This window comes from Hydrogenophaga laconesensis (assembly GCF_031457235.1).
Taxonomy (GTDB): domain Bacteria; phylum Pseudomonadota; class Gammaproteobacteria; order Burkholderiales; family Burkholderiaceae_C; genus Hydrogenophaga; species Hydrogenophaga laconesensis.
This window is the reverse complement of record NZ_JAVDWE010000001.1, coordinates 751,391-765,645: the sequence shown is the minus strand read 5'-3', so window position 1 is coordinate 765,645 and position 14,255 is coordinate 751,391. Positions and strand designations below refer to the sequence as shown.

Sequence of the window (14,255 nt, the reverse complement as noted above, 5' to 3'; positions counted from 1 at the left end):
CGGCCCGGCCGCCGCCGGGGCTGGCACGCGCCCGCCCGTCAGCGAATGGAGCGGCGCAGCGTCTGGGACGGCGCTTCGCCGAACTTGTGCTTGTAGGCGGCGGTGAAGTGGCCCAGGTGCGTGAATCCCCAGCGCATCGCCACCCCGGTGACCGTCTCGTCGCGGGAAGCCCCCTCGAGCAGTTCGGCGCGAACGCGTTGGAGGCGGATCGACTTCAGGAACGCCGCGGGGCTCGTGTCGCGGAAATTCTTGAAGCCGGAATAGAGAGCGCTGATGCTCACGCCCGCGTGTTCCGCGACGTCCGCGATGCTGACCTGCTCGCCTGCATGGGCGTGGATGTACTCCTCGGCGCGGCGCACGTAGTAGGGGGCCATCGGCGGCGTCGGGCGCCGCAGTTCGTCGCTGAGGCTGTTCGACTGTCCGAACAGCAGGGCGCTGACCAGCATCTGCTCCAGGTTGGATCGCGCCGCCGGCGACGCCAGCATGCCGCTGTCGTGGGCCGCCTCGCTCACCAGAAGCTCGATCAGGCGGCGCCAGGGCTCGATCTGGGAACCATCGAGCGCCATCCTGGGGGCGAACTTCACCGGCTTCGACAGGTCCCGTCCGAGATGCTGTCCGCAATGCCGCTCCAGCAGGGAGCGGTCGATCTGCACGATGATCTGGTCGCACCCCTTGTGCCCCAGCAGGTGCAGCGGCTCGGTGGGCGTGACCACGGTGCCCACGCCCGGGCTGGAATCGACGGTGGTGTCTCCGCAGCGCACGACGCACGAGCCCGAGATCGGCATCTGAACCAGGTAGGCGTTCTCCATGCGTCCGGGGCGGACCTCCACGGCGGCGCCGTAGCTGAGGCGGTGCAGCGAAATCGATCCCAGCGTGACGCGGTACATGCGCGTGTCCACGGCGTCCCCGGTGTCCAGGACCCGGAGCTCGTGCGGCGAAAGCACCTCGCCGACGCGGCTGCGGGCCTCGTCGGGGTCGTGCGTTTGAAACAGCTGGCGCGACAGCAGTGCCTGGGACCGGAAGGTCTCCGCAAACCCGGAACTTGGCATCCCTTGTCTCCTTGTCGGTCGACCCGTGCGGCGCATCGACGCGCGTCCGGGCATCTTCTCGTCAGCACCTTCCGCCCGCCGGCTGCCTTGCGTGGCTCGCCCAAGGCACCGGCTTCAATGCAGGCGAACCCAAAAAAATGATCATGATTGAAAATGATCTAGCTCATATCAATCCAAAATACCATGAAGCGCGGGGAAGTGGCATCGGGACATCCCGCAGCCCCCGAGGGGGCGGTTGCCGCAGCCCTGCCGGTAGTGAAGCCGGACTCCGCCCGCTTGTGGCGGCAGCGTGCCGGGCAAGGCACTCTCCGGCCGAGCGGGCGCCCGGGAAGGAGGAGGAGCCGCTGCGCGGCGGGTGCCCTGGCTTCCTGCCCGGATCGAGGCCCGACGCGCTCCGCGGCCGGCGCGCCCCGCGCGCTGGCACACGGCACATGCGATGTGCCATGGACGGGGCCGAGGAACCCGACACACATCAAGAAGATGTAGACCCGGGATAGCCGCTGCAAAAAGCGGATGGCGTGCTGGAGGGGGTGCTGAGATGCTATGCACCAAGAGACAACTCCGCTTGCGAAGGACCGGGCCGCGAAAGCAAAAGAGCCCGGCCGCGCATGACCTCACTCGGTCCTGAGTCCCGCCCGGCCCCGCCGCAGGCGGAGGAGTCTCCCGTACTCCACGTCCTTAGAAGGTGCCGAGAATGCCAAATACTGATTCCGAATTGATCCAGCGCGCGAGAGAGATCGCTCCGCGCATCCGAGCCCGTGCTGCCGAGGCGGCGGTCCGGCGCAAGCCGCACGACGATTCCATCCAGGAACTGATCGAGACGGGTATCGTGCAGATGTTCGTGCCCAAGCGCTGGGGCGGCGCCGAAGCGAGCCTGTCCACCGCGCTGGAGGTGATCGAGATCATCAGCGAGGCCTGCCCTTCGACGGGCTGGATCGCCGCCTTCTACATCATGCACAACATCTATGTGCCGAAGTTCCCGGAGCGGGCGCACGAGGAGCTGTTCGGGAAGAAGGGCTATGTGCTGCTGCCGGCGGCCTCGGCCCCCAACATGAAGGCGCGCAAGGTGGACGGCGGCTGGGAGTTGAGCGGGCGGGCGCTGTGGGGGTCGGGTGTGATGCATGCCGACTGGGTCATGATCGGCGGCATGGCCGAGGATGGCCAGCAGCGCGGCTTTCTGCTGCCCGTGGCGCAGGTCCAGGTCGAGGACAACTGGCACTTCGCCGGCATGTCGGGAACCGGCAGCAACGACTACGTCGCCACCAATGTGTTCGTGCCGGACCACCGTTCGGCCGCCATGGGCGAGTTCTACGAAGGTCCGACGGCGGGGTCCCGCCTTTACGACAACCCGCTGTACTCGATTCCCTTCTTCGTGCTGGTGTACTGCACCTTCGCTCCGGTGATCGTCGGGTGCCTGAAGGGGGCCTTGCGGGCCTACGAGGAAACCGTCGAGCGCCGGGTCCGCAACTTCACCGGGGCGGTGGTTAAGGAGCAGCAGCATGCCCAGATCATGCTGGGCGAGTTCCAGATCGCCACCCGTGCCGCCGACGAGCTGGCGCGTGCCGTCTACGGCCACGCCGCCGAGATCCTGGCCGGCCGTCCATTCACCGTGGACGAGCGTTTGAAGCTGAAGGGGCTGACGGCCTTCATCTCGAAGCACAGCCGGGAAACCGTGAACGCCATGATGGGCGCCTCGGGGGCGTCCAGCTTCCACAACGACCAGGCGCTGCAGCGCATCTGGCGTGATCTCAACACCGTGTCGGTCCATGCATTCGTCGACTGGGACGCGACCCGCGAACTGCACGGCAAACACCACCTCGGCCTGCCGCTGACCTACCCGCTCTTCTGAGCCCCGGGCGAGGGCGGGCGACCTTGCGGCGGGATGGCTCCGCCCTCCCGTCGCCGCGTCCCGCCGCGCGCTCGGCAGTGCCAGGCGCGAGTCGTTGAACCAGATTGAAAAAGGAATCCGAGATGTCAAACAACGCTGTACTGAATCCCTCGCCGAAGGCGAGCGCCACCGCCGCCGCGGCGCCATCGCACGCCGAGCTCCTGGAGCGCGCCCGCCGGATCAGCCGCAAGGCGGAGGCGCGCGCCGAGCAGACGGACCGCGAGCGCTGCATTCCGCGCGAGACCATCGCCGAGCTCTACGATGCGGACCTGATGCGGCTCGTGCAGCCGCCGCAGTGGGGCGGACTGGGCCGCAGCTTCCACGAACTGTACGAACTGGTTTACGAGCTCGCGCGCGGCTGCGGCTCGACCGGCTGGATCTACTGCGTGCTGGCGGGCCACTCCGTCGTGGTGGGCACCTTCCCCGCCGAAGCGCAGGCCGCGGTCTGGGGCGATGACAGGAAGGCCCTGGTTTCCTCCGCATTCGCTCCCACGCTGCAGGCGAGGAAGGTCGATGGGGGCTACGAGATCAGCGGCAAGTCGCCCTTCTCGAGCGGCACCGACCATGCGAGCTGGGCCTTGCTCGGCGGCGTGGTCCTCGACGAGAAGGGGGCACCGGCGCGCAAGCTGTTCCTGGTCCCCCGCAGCGACTATGCGATCCACGACGACTGGTTCGTGATGGGCCTCGCGGGCACCGGCAGCAAGACACTGGAGGTCGCCGGGGCCTTCGTGCCCGAGGTGCGCGTGGTCGACCTGCAAGACTTCTTCAGCGGCCTGGCGCCGCACAGCCTCCAGAGCGCGATGGTTGGCGCGGCGCGCGGCGGCATCGACAGTTTCGTGGAGAGCATCCGCAACAGCCCCGGCAAGTTCGGCGGGCGGCCGCCGGCGGAGCTGGAGCTGTTCCAGACGGTGGTCGGCAGCGCGGTCGGGGACGTGACCTATGCCTGGGAACTGCTCCAGAAGATCACGTGCGAGTGCGAGCCCATCGTGCTGAGCGGGCAGGCGATGCCGCCCGAGCAGATCCTGCGCAACCGCTCGGCAACCTCCACGATTTCCAGGCTGTGCCTCGGCGCGCTCGAGCGGGTATTCGAGCTCAGCGGGGGCCAGGGGATCTACAACAACCGCCTGTCACGCGCGCTGCGCGACGTCCGGGCGGCGGCCAACCACGCTGCGCTCAATGCGACGCTGGCGGGCAAGGATGCCGGCCTGCTGGCCCTCAAGCGCGGTTAGCCCCTGAAGACAACCCGGCCGCGCGGCCGGCCCTGCCGTCGCACATGGCGTCGGCCCGTGCCGCTGGCGCCCCCACCCACAAGAGCTCCCAAGATGACCCAATTGATTGAAATCGCCAAGCCCCCGGAAATCCCGGACCGGCTCAAGCGCGTGCTGCGCTTCACCCCCGCGCCCGTGAGCATCGTCACCAGCTTCGACGAGTTCGGAGAGCCGGTCGGGCTGGCCATGTCGGCCATCATGCCCGTGGCCCTCGAACCCTGCTCGATGGCCATCTCGATCAACCGCGACGGATCGGCGTACCGGCATGTCCGCGCGGCCGGCCTGTTCTGCGTGAACCTGCTCAACAGCGCCACGGAGCCGCACTTCCGGCCCTTCTGCGACCCCAGGCTGCGGGAGCAGCGCTTCAAGGACCCGGCATGGAAGGTCCACGAGGGGCTCTGGTATCTCGACGACGCGCCGGCGAGCATCTTCTGCAGGATCGAGCAGGTCGCGCAGTACGGAACGCACGACGTGGTCATCGGCAAGGTGTTCGACATGTTCTCGTCCGGCGACCAGGACATCCTCGGCTGGGGCGACGGCTCGCTGGGACGCCTCCTGCCAGTCACGCCCCATTGAGCCTCGCCGGAGACAAGCCATCATGAAGCTGTACGAAGTACCCTGGTCCATCCATCCCCGCCGCGTCGGCGTCTACCTTGCCGAGAAGGGCATCGAGGGCATCGAACGCGTGCAGGTCGCCCCGCCGCCGGACAGGACGCGGCGCATCATCGAAGGCGTGACGATCGCCGGCACCGTCCCGGCGCTCGACATCGGCGACGGGCAGGTCATCGGCTCCTCGCTCGCCATCCTGGAGTACCTGGAGGAACGCTTCCCTTCGCCCGACCTGATCGGCGCGACCCCGGTGGAGCGCGCGCGCACGCGGGAGTTCATCACCGTCATCGAGGAGGCCACCGTCTATCTGCGGATCTGGGCCTTCAACGGCAGCCGGCTGTTCGCGGCCGAGGTGGCGCAGGACAAGGCGGTCGCGCGGGCCGGGATGGCGGCATGGCTCGGCAAGCTGCAGCTGCTCGAGCGCATGGTGGCGGACCGGGGCGGGGCGTTCCTGACCGGCGATCGTCTGACCACCGCCGATTGCGTCGGCTTTGCCTTGCTGCAGACCACGACCGAGCTGTTCGGCGTCCCGATCCCGGAGGACTGCCCCAGCCTCCAGGGCTGGTATCGGCGCTTCTCCGCACGCCCGAGCGCAGCGGTGCCCGACTTCCCGCCGGTGCTCGGGCTGAGCCGGGGGCTGGTCCAGCAGACGCAGGAAGGCTGACCGGTGTCCGCACGGTCCGCCCGGATCCATCGCAAGAACATGAACGGAGTATCCATGGAGACATTCAGCGTCTGGGGAGCAGCGACTGCGAGGGTCGTCGTCGCCCTGTTCTACCTGGTCACGGCCCTCGGCCTGGCGAAGGACTTCAAGATGGTCACGGGACTCATGGCGGCCAAGGGCGTGCCGGTGCCGGGACCGCTGCTCATCGTCACGATCCTGGTCTGGGTCGCCGGCGGCGGCGCGCTGATCCTGGGCCGGGGCATCGTGCCTGCGGCGCTGGTCCTGCTCGTCCTGACCGCCATCATCACCCCGCTGAACCATAACTTCTGGGCCGCGCCGGCCCAAGAGCGCGCGAACGAGGTCCAGCATTTCGCGAACAACATCGCGATCATGGCCGGGCTGCTCGCGATTGCCGCGGCGGCGTCCGCACGGCCGCTGTAGGTGCGCGTGCGGCACGCAGAACCATGAGGCAGCCACCATGAGCACTCACCACATTGCCAGCGCCCAGCTGGGTCGCGGCGCACCGGCCCGGAGCGCAGGTGCCGCGTTCGCGGACCGCTGGATCTTCGTCTTCATGGCCGCGCTGTTCGTGGCCACGGCCCTGGCGGGCTTCGTCCCCAGCTCGATCGCCAAGCTCGCTTCCGTGCGCGCGGGCGAGCAGGGGCCGATGCCGCCCGTGCTGCACGTCCATGCCGTGTTGATGGGCGGCTGGCTGGCCCTTCTGCTCGTGCAGTCCGTCCTCGTGGCCACGGGCGCGCCCTGGCTGCACCGGCGGCTCGGCATGCTGGCCTTGCTGGTGGCTCCCGCCATGGTCCTCAGCGGCGTCCTGCTCGTGCCCGTCGTCGACCGGCCGATCCACCAGATGCTGGCGGCGCCCCCGGCCGGCACCGAACCCGCCCTTCTGCAACTGCTGCAGGCGTGGATCCCGAACCGGCCCCTGTCGCAGATCCGCGCCGGCGTCGTGTTTGCCGTGCTGATCGCCTGGGCCCTGTGGGTGCGAACCGGTGATCCGCAGACACACAAGCGCCTCCTGGTCCTGGCCACGGTCTGGCCCTTGGGCGCGGGCATCGACCGCATCCCGCTGCCTGGCACCTACCCGGAAAGCCCGGCCGCGTCCGACCTGTACACGCTGCTGTGGGTGGCGCCGCTGTTCGTCTACGACCTGGTCCGGCACCGCAGGGTCCCGCGCGCCTGGTGGATCTGGCTCGCGGTGTGTCTTCCGCTGTCGGCGGCCGTGCACCTGCTATGGGGCTCGGCCTGGTGGATGGCCCACGGGCCGGAGATCCTGGGCCTGCGCTGACCGGGCCCCAAGACCGCCGCCAGCACCCGGGGGCGCGGTGGCCACGTTCATCGCCGCGGCCGGGCCGGCCTGACGGCACCATTCTTCCGAGGAGCATCATTCCCATGAACATCACGACCGAGCAGATCTTCACCGAGGCGCGAAGCCAGAACGGCTTCCTCGACGCGCCGGTGCCCGACGCGATGCTGCGTTCCCTCTACGACCTCATGAAATGGGGGCCGACGTCCGTCAACTGCCAGCCGGCGCGCGTCGTCTTCGTGCGTTCGGAAGCGGAGAAGGCCAGGCTCGTGGAATGCGTGAGCCCGGCCAACCAGCCCAAGGTGCGTTCCGCGCCCGTGACGGCGATCATCGGCATGGACATGGCGTTCCACGAGCAGTTGCCCAGGCTGGTGCCGCACGTCGACGCGCGCAGCTGGTTCGCGGGCAACGCGCCCATGATCGAAGCCACGGCGTTTCGCAATTCGTCGATGCAGGCCGCCTACCTGATCATCGCGGCCCGGGCGCTCGGACTGGACTGTGGCCCGATGAGCGGCTTCGATGCCGACCAGGTCGACGCGCAGTTCTGGCCCGGCACGCAGGTCAGGACGAACGTGCTCTGCACGTTGGGCAAGGGCGACCCGTCCAAGGTCCATCCGCGGCTGCCGCGCCTCGCCTTCGACGAGGTCTGCCGGCTCGCCTGAAGGGCAGGCTTCGCCCGGCGCGGGTCTGCTGTCCCGGACCCGCGCGGGCCTCGCGCGGGCCTTGACCTGGGTCAATGGGACGGCCACGGGCTGTCCTCGGCGACGCGGTGTCCGCCGGCCGGCTTGGCGGGTTTCCGCTTCGGGCGCAAGGCGCTGCGATGGACAGCGCGGGCCTGCTCCCGAAATCGCCCCCAATTGGGAGCAATTTCGGGCTGGCGCCAGCGGGCGCGAATCCGGAGCATCGGGCTCAGATGGAAGCTGGGCGGATGGCTCGATATGGATTCGGAACGGTTGGAACTCTCCACCATGCTGCTGCTTGCCGTGCTCGGGGGCATGACCTACGAGGCGGTGGCCCGCGAGCATGGCATGACGCGCACCGGGGTCGAGCGGCGCGTCAAGGCGCTCGTGCTCCGGCTGGTCCGCGAGATCGGCGTCGAGGGCCTCAACGAGAGCCGCGCGGTGTTCGTGCGCACGCTGCGCGCGCACCGGCTGGCCATCGAGTCGGCCCTGCAGCGGTATGGGCCCATGGCGCCGGCCGGGAAGACGGATGCGCCCGTGATCCTCTCGGACGAGGACATCCAGGCCGCCATGCGGCGCGCGCGGCTGCACACGGCGACACCCGAGCGGGACGTGGCCATGGTGTGGATCCTGCTCGCGACCGGAGCGCGGCCCCTCGAGGTCGCGCGCATGCAGGTGCGGGACTACCTGAACGACGATGGCACCGTCAGGCTGCATTCCGAGGTCCGCGCCGAGGTGGCGGTGAACCGCCGCAGCCGCCCCCTGTACTTCACCAGCGTGCCGGCGCGCGAGGCCATCGACGCCTATCTCGCGGTGCGGGCCCCGGGATCCGCCGGGGCCCAGCCGCTGGCTTACCGGGGGCTGGACCCGGTGCAGGCACTCTTCCTGACGCAGGAAGGCGCTGCCTTTCCGATAGAGCGCATTCCGACCGCATCGGGCATGCGCTACCTCTGCGAGGAGATCCACTATGCCTATCGCAAGATCTTCCGGCGGATCGGCATCCCCGGCCTGTCGGCGCAGAACGTGCGCCACACGGTGATGCACCGCCTGGTGCGCCGGGGCGCGGACGAGGAGCAGATCGGCGAGCTGCTGGGGATCCGCGACGTGCGGCCGCCCCGGTGCCCGCGGCCGAGCCTGGAGCAGCTCATGGAGGGGCTGGTCTAGGGGGCGTGCTCGCTGCCCGGCAAGTCCCGGTTGCTCGCGGAGCGTTCACCTACGCCGCGGGGCCCGGCGCCCTGCGGCATGGCAGGAGGGTGGGGTCCGGCCTGCAGGAGTGCCGACGGCGCATGCGGGCAGCGTGACGACTGAGACCAGGATCGGACCGGGGACCGATGGCGGTCGCACCGGGGTGCGATTTGCCATGGCGAGGCGCGGCCGTTCGCACAACGGTCGAACTTTGCGTGAACATGGCAGTCCCACCGTCCCGGGAGTGCATGACGATGCTTCGTTGCGGCAACCAGATACGCCTGACCCGGCGCGAGGCCGAGGTCTTCAAAGAGATCACCGACTTCGAGCCGGCGGACATCCGCACGCTCGCCGATCTCGAGCGCTATGTCGCGCAATGCAAGGGCTACTACCATGGAACGTCGTATGCCACTGCCTTTCTGCACTGGCTCATCGACGGACAGCTCGACGCATGCGTCGGGCGTCCGGATGCGCGCCAGGGCGGCCGCTGAGGCGGTAGCGGCGTCGGCGGCGTCCGGCTGAAGGACGGGGCCTCACATTCCGGCCCGCGGCCATGGCGAACCGGGGGTATCCGGGAGGCGGTCAGCGCGCGCGAATGTCACTTATAGAGGGTGCACTCATAGCGAGTGCGCTTATAGCGAGTGCTCTCATATCGAGTAGCTCCATAGCAAGTGATCCGATAGCGTACGGATCAAAGGAGTGCTATGGAACTGGAATACGACCCCCTCGTGTGCTTTGGGCGCCACCTGGCAGCGACGCGCCGCAACGCCGGGGTGTCGCAGGAGGCGCTGGCCTACGACAGCGGCATGTCGAGGAGCTACCTCAGCGAGATCGAACGAGGCTTGCGCAACGTGGCGCTGCGCAACATCTGCGTGCTTGCAGAGACCTTGAGGGTTCCCCCGTCGGCGCTGCTGGAGTTTGACCGCACACCCTCCGCCGACAAGGCGCGGCGCAGTCCCAAGCAGCGCAGTGGCGCGCGGCTGGGCGACGAGGTGGCCACGAAAGGCGGGAGAACGGGGTTGGAGCGCGGAAAGAAGGGCAGGGCGGGGTGAGTGCGGCGTTTGTTGGCGCGCCAGCCCGCTGTCCAGTCGGGGCCGGGCGAGCGCCGATGCGCCCGTGCGCGCCGCATGGGCGGCGCGCAGGGCGTTCGGTCTCTGGCGGGCGGCGGGCTCAGCCTGCCGCCGATGGCCGCACCGCCGGGGCGGTGTCCTCTGCGGCGAGCGCGTGCGTGCCCGTGTCGGTCTTGTCCGCGGCCTTGCGGGCGCGTTCCCTGAAGGACTTCTCTGCCTGGGCGTAGGCGTCACTCTCCATCAGGCGCCTGACCTGGGGCGCTGCGGGCTCTTCTTCCATTTCCGGCAGGCAGGCCACGGCGACGTTGCGGCCTTGGCCCAGCGTCTCGGCGACCGCCCTCGGGAACGAAATGAACACGGCCCGCAGCAGGCTGCGCACGGCCCTGCCGATGCGGCGGTTGCGTGTCTCGCGGCTTTCATGGAGCCGGATGCAGCGCTGGCAGCACAGGTACAGGCCGCGATGGCGGCGCCGGAGCGTCTCGTCGCGTTCGAGTTCCGTCAGGATCTCCGCGGCGAGGGTCTCATCGCGGCGCACTTCGGGGTAGAACTCCACCCAGATCTTCTCTTCCTGCCGCTCGATGGTTTCGAGCCGGTGACGGGCAGGGGACTTCTCTTGGGGCATGGCTAAGCCTCCCGTGGTTGGTGTTGAACATCGGAGGACGCAGGGCCGCCCGGCGTGGCCGCGGAGGATCGCGAACGGCGCGGCGGCGGCGCCGTGCGTGCAGCGGGCTGCAGGCTTCAGCGCCGGAAACCCGAACGCGCCTGTTCGGCGATCCTCATCCATCGGCTGGCGATCCGTTCAAGGTACGCCAGGTCATCTGGTTCGATGTCGCCCAGCCTGCGCCGCTGGACGATCACGGCCCTCACGAGCCCCGGGTCGTCCTTCGCGAGCTGGACGACCGTGGCTGCGATCTGCCTGCGGTAGCGGTCGATCATGCGATCAGGCCTGGGCCGTGGCAGACTCGGCCTGGTCTTGCCGGGGAGCTTGCGCCGCCGTGCCGGACCAGGGCTTGAACAACATCGGAATCCGGCGGGGGGCCGGGAGCTGCGCGGCGCGCGACCCGGATCCGCCCAACAGCACGCACACGGCGCGCTGGGCTCTCATCACATTCGTGATCATGGTGTCCTCCTTCCATGAAAAAAGGGGGACACCGCTCCCCATGCCGGGGAAACATGTTCCCCGTCTGGGATGCCTCAGCGGGGCCGAGGCGCTTTGCGGCGATACCTGGCGGCACGCCATGAACGCCTGCGCCCTGGCGGGTGCGGCACTCGCTCTGGGCCGCATGGCGCAGCGACCGAAGCCGCTGCCCCATCCGGCACGCAGTGGCGCGCCTCAAGGAGAGGACGCGCCACGGTTCGCGGTCCGGCGCAAGGCCGGACCGGGTCTCTGGTCATTCGCATGACCGGGCCGGACGGATCCGGCGCACTGCAAGGCGAGTAACGATCGCGACGCCAGCGAGGCTGGACTTCATTGGGCCTGCGTGCAGGCCCCGATGAAGGCTGGGTGGACTCGATGCCCACGGGTAGCCATGGCACTATCGGTCCGCTTGGCCGCAGGCCGCAAGCGGGGCGCGGACACGCGCCACGTTTCCGTTCCGAAGGGCACGCGGCAGCAAGCGCTTCGGGGTGGCGACGAGCGACGCACCGTGCGGCGGCCGGGCGGGGGACCCGGACCCGCGGACGGACGGACCCACGGGCCGCCGGGTCCCGCCAGCCCATGCGCCGGTCCTGGAGGGGCTGGCAACGCGCCTGCGCCAGGCCGGGCCGCGGGGCGATACGATGCGCGGGGCCGGGCCCGCCCCGCATTCTTCCACTCCATGTCTCGCGAGCGATATGCCACAGGCGCTGCACTATCCCACCATCGAATTCAACGATCTCGACGCGCTCAAGCGCTCGCTGCTGGTCTGGGACCGCGTGCACCGCATCGTTCCCGGCGGATACGTCCCGCAGGACCCGCCGGAGGTGGCGACGGCGGTGGCCGAAGGGGTCATCCTGAACCTGGCCGTCGATGCCGCGGAGAAGTCGAGCGCGGCCCACCGCTTCCTGGACTTCTACGCGCTGCGGGAGTCCCAGCGGACCCGCCTGGCCTGGCCCGCCGGCTTCTCTTCCGAGGCGTTCACCCGCATCAATCCGGACAAGATCGACGCCAAGCTCCTGCCGCTGTTCGAGCAGCTGGCGCAGCGCCTGACCGCCGACGGCTTCCTCGAGGTGCCCCACGAGCATGCCGGCGGCTACATGTTCTACCTGGCGGCCTCGGTGGCGCAGCGCCGCGCGCTGGAGCTGACCACGGACTCCTCCGACTGCTGGGCCGTCGGGACCTATTTCGCGAACGACGGGGCCTTCACCGAGGCGGTTTCCGACGAGCGTGCCGACGCCTACCTCGCGAACCTGGCGGTCGTCGATCTTCTTCCCAGGGACCTCGCCGAGGTGCCCATCGACACCATCCTGCGCTACCGCGAGGACACGGTGGAGCTCCGGCATGCGTTTCAACGGGAGCTGCAGCAGCTGCAGGCGGAGATCTCCCGCTGCAAGAACAAGCAGCACGCCCGCTACATCGTGGCGGACTTCGTGCGGCGCTTCGAGCGGGCGAAGGCGGAGTACCGGGCGTCGCTGGGCTTCTTCCGGAAGGAGGGCGTATACAGCATCCTGTCCGTGGGGCTGCCCGTCGCGGCTGCCTTCCTCTCGCTCCCGGGGCTCGGGGGCGGCGGTCCGTACACGCCGTTCGGGCTGGGCGTGGGCACGCTGGCGGGCGCCGTGGCGGCCCTCGCGACGCGTGAACTGGTCCGCAAGCCGAAGTCGGTGGGGTCGTACCTGGTCGACGCCGAGCGGCTGACCCGCACGCCGAGCCTGCTGCTGCACCGCAAGTTCGAGGAGTTCATGAACGACTAGGGTCCCGCCGCCCTTGCTTCCGGTCGGCGGGGGCGGAGGGTAGGGGCGCGGCACAGGCGCCGCTAGGCCGGGGCCGGGGCCGGGGGCGGGGGCTGGTCGATGCGTTGCGCGTAGCGAAAGCTCAGGCTTTGCTGCTCTCCCGACACGGCGGCCGTTCCGCTGAGGTCGCGCACGCGGGCCTGGCTGCGGCCGTAGGCCTGGACATGGCCGGCCGTCCCGCCAATGTGCGGAAAGAAGGGGACCTCGCAATGGCCTTGCTCGATGAGCGCGCGGTCCTGGTCGTGCATCGGGAGCACGATCTGGTGCAGCACGTTGGAGAACTGCAGCACGAAGATCAGGTAGGGGCAGTCGGCATGGCCGGGGCGCCGGCGCAGCAGGGCGTACTGGAACTGGTCATTGGGCATCGGGCCCGGAAGAAACTGCTCCAGCAGCCGCAGCGGGCGGTAGGGATAGCTTTCGAAGGTGTGCGCGGGCGCCAGGATCCAGCGTTTCAGGTGATCGCATTCACCCGCCTCGGGCTCGGGCATGACGGCCAGCGCCATCTTGACGAGGCATTTGAAGACGCCCATGGGCACGTAGGGCTGGCGCTCGAGCTGCAGCGTGACGGTGCGCGTCTCCTCGTCCAGGCGGTGGCGCGGGTCCTTCTCTCCGAGGCGGATCGCCAGGTTCCGAGGGCCCCGCGCGTCGATGCGCATCTGGTGGTCGCGGGACTTGAACGAAGGCAGCCCCTTGCCCGTGACGCGCCCGGTGGCGCGCATGGGCAAGGTCCACTTGGCGTAGTCGTCCTCGACCATGCGCGCGAAGTGCCGGTTGCACGCGTCGCACTCCCGGCGGTCGATCAGGGCCTTGTTGCCGATCTGCTCCGGAAACGCATGGGCCTTGTCCCGGAAGGACGTCTCGGGGTCGGTCCTGCCGCAGTAGCGGCACCGCCGCGGCGAGAGATCGCCGCCGAGGTACTGCGGCCTGGACGTGGAGCGCAGGAGGCCATGCGCGATTTCGTCGTAGCGCTCGTCATACCACCGGGCCGCGGCTTCGTTCTCCCTGGTCGCGGCGGAAGCGTCCCCGCTCTCCTCGCGCAGCACGATGGCGGCGGAGTCCGGGTGGCGCGCGAGGTACGTGGCCAGGCATTCGGCGGTGCGCGGCACGAACACGACGTCGGTGAGGCCCGCCGTGGCCGCGAGTTCCTCCAGCAGATCCGGGTCCACGCCGGCGGCGAGCAGCGGTCCCGGCAGCCGGCCGACGCGGATCCGCTCCGTGACCAGGTAGAGCACGTGCCCCTCGAGGTCGCAGCGGTTGTCGCGCTCGAGCAGCCCGAGCGCGTCGGCGTCGCAGAGCCCGTCCAGCAGTTCCCGCAGGGTCTTCTTGCACGGGGCCGCGATGCCCATGTCGATGGCTCCGCGCTGGGCGAGCAGGTAGGAGCAGGTCAGCCACCCGGCGGCCAGCGCCGCGGGCTGCTCCGAGAGCGCGGGCGTGTGGATGCGGCGGGCGGCCGCCGTCGGGCGGCCTGGGGCGGGGCTGGGCGATGAAGGCATGGAGCGGAATCCGGGATGCGCCGCGCAGACCAGCTGCTCTTGCACCGTTCCTTCCGGCGCACCCCCTTTTGCGCCTATCGTAGCGCGGCTGTCGTGCTCCGCC

General features: G+C 69.5%; 16 protein-coding genes. 11 read left to right on the top strand and 5 right to left on the bottom strand.

What is annotated here, in order from left to right:
• Positions 1-38: 38 nt before the first annotated feature.
• Positions 39-1,049: an AraC family transcriptional regulator gene (locus tag J2X09_RS03680; protein WP_059400291.1), complete on the bottom strand. Its 1,011-nt coding sequence runs from the start codon at positions 1,047-1,049 to the stop codon at positions 39-41.
• Positions 1,050-1,743: 694 nt separating this feature from the next.
• Between J2X09_RS03680 and J2X09_RS03675 the strand changes: the two genes are divergently transcribed.
• The 10 genes from J2X09_RS03675 (at position 1,744) to J2X09_RS03630 (ending at position 9,713) form a co-directional block, all read left to right on the top strand.
• Positions 1,744-2,898, top strand: a complete 1,155-nt coding sequence (locus tag J2X09_RS03675; RefSeq protein WP_082136759.1) for an acyl-CoA dehydrogenase family protein — start codon at positions 1,744-1,746, stop codon at positions 2,896-2,898.
• Positions 2,899-3,020: 122 nt separating this feature from the next.
• Entirely contained in the window at positions 3,021-4,166 is a 1,146-nt protein-coding gene (locus J2X09_RS03670; RefSeq protein WP_059400293.1) for an acyl-CoA dehydrogenase family protein, read from the top strand.
• A gap of 93 nt (positions 4,167-4,259) precedes the next feature.
• A complete protein-coding gene (locus tag J2X09_RS03665; RefSeq protein ID WP_059400294.1) occupies positions 4,260-4,781 on the top strand; it encodes a flavin reductase family protein in 522 nt (173 codons plus the stop codon).
• A gap of 22 nt (positions 4,782-4,803) precedes the next feature.
• Positions 4,804-5,478, top strand: coding sequence for a glutathione S-transferase family protein (locus J2X09_RS03660; RefSeq protein ID WP_059400295.1), 675 nt, complete (start codon positions 4,804-4,806; stop codon positions 5,476-5,478).
• Between the two features lie 54 nt (positions 5,479-5,532).
• Positions 5,533-5,919, top strand: a complete 387-nt coding sequence (locus J2X09_RS03655) for a DoxX family protein (protein ID WP_059400296.1) — start codon at positions 5,533-5,535, stop codon at positions 5,917-5,919.
• A 37-nt stretch (positions 5,920-5,956) separates the two neighbouring features.
• Entirely contained in the window at positions 5,957-6,778 is an 822-nt protein-coding gene (locus J2X09_RS03650) for a hypothetical protein (RefSeq protein WP_059400297.1), read from the top strand.
• Positions 6,779-6,882: 104 nt separating this feature from the next.
• Entirely contained in the window at positions 6,883-7,458 is a 576-nt protein-coding gene (locus J2X09_RS03645; RefSeq protein ID WP_059400298.1) for a malonic semialdehyde reductase, read from the top strand.
• Positions 7,459-7,764: 306 nt separating this feature from the next.
• Positions 7,765-8,640, top strand: a complete 876-nt coding sequence (locus J2X09_RS03640) for a tyrosine-type recombinase/integrase (RefSeq protein WP_059400299.1) — start codon at positions 7,765-7,767, stop codon at positions 8,638-8,640.
• A 269-nt stretch (positions 8,641-8,909) separates the two neighbouring features.
• Complete coding sequence (locus J2X09_RS03635) at positions 8,910-9,152, top strand: hypothetical protein (RefSeq protein WP_242455311.1); 243 nt, start codon at positions 8,910-8,912, stop codon at positions 9,150-9,152.
• 213 nt (positions 9,153-9,365) lie between these two features.
• Complete coding sequence (locus J2X09_RS03630; protein WP_082136761.1) at positions 9,366-9,713, top strand: helix-turn-helix domain-containing protein; 348 nt, start codon at positions 9,366-9,368, stop codon at positions 9,711-9,713.
• 118 nt (positions 9,714-9,831) lie between these two features.
• Here the strand turns inward: J2X09_RS03630 and J2X09_RS03625 are convergent, their stop codons facing one another.
• From J2X09_RS03625 to J2X09_RS03615, 3 genes are all read right to left on the bottom strand, one after another.
• Positions 9,832-10,353: a hypothetical protein gene (locus tag J2X09_RS03625; protein WP_059400300.1), complete on the bottom strand. Its 522-nt coding sequence runs from the start codon at positions 10,351-10,353 to the stop codon at positions 9,832-9,834.
• 116 nt (positions 10,354-10,469) lie between these two features.
• Complete coding sequence (locus tag J2X09_RS03620; protein WP_059400301.1) at positions 10,470-10,667, bottom strand: hypothetical protein; 198 nt, start codon at positions 10,665-10,667, stop codon at positions 10,470-10,472.
• A 4-nt stretch (positions 10,668-10,671) separates the two neighbouring features.
• Positions 10,672-10,851, bottom strand: coding sequence for a hypothetical protein (locus tag J2X09_RS03615; RefSeq protein ID WP_139222803.1), 180 nt, complete (start codon positions 10,849-10,851; stop codon positions 10,672-10,674).
• 713 nt (positions 10,852-11,564) lie between these two features.
• On the opposite strand from J2X09_RS03615, the gene J2X09_RS03610 reads away from it, so the two are divergent.
• The gene (locus J2X09_RS03610; protein WP_059400303.1) at positions 11,565-12,620 is read left to right on the top strand and encodes a DUF6236 family protein; all 1,056 of its coding nucleotides are present in this window, start codon (positions 11,565-11,567) and stop codon (positions 12,618-12,620) included.
• 62 nt (positions 12,621-12,682) lie between these two features.
• Here the strand turns inward: J2X09_RS03610 and J2X09_RS03605 are convergent, their stop codons facing one another.
• On the bottom strand, positions 12,683-14,152 hold the full coding sequence (locus J2X09_RS03605; protein WP_092939579.1) for an HNH endonuclease: 1,470 nt from the start codon (positions 14,150-14,152) through the stop codon (positions 12,683-12,685).
• Between the last annotated feature and the right edge of the window lie 103 nt (positions 14,153-14,255).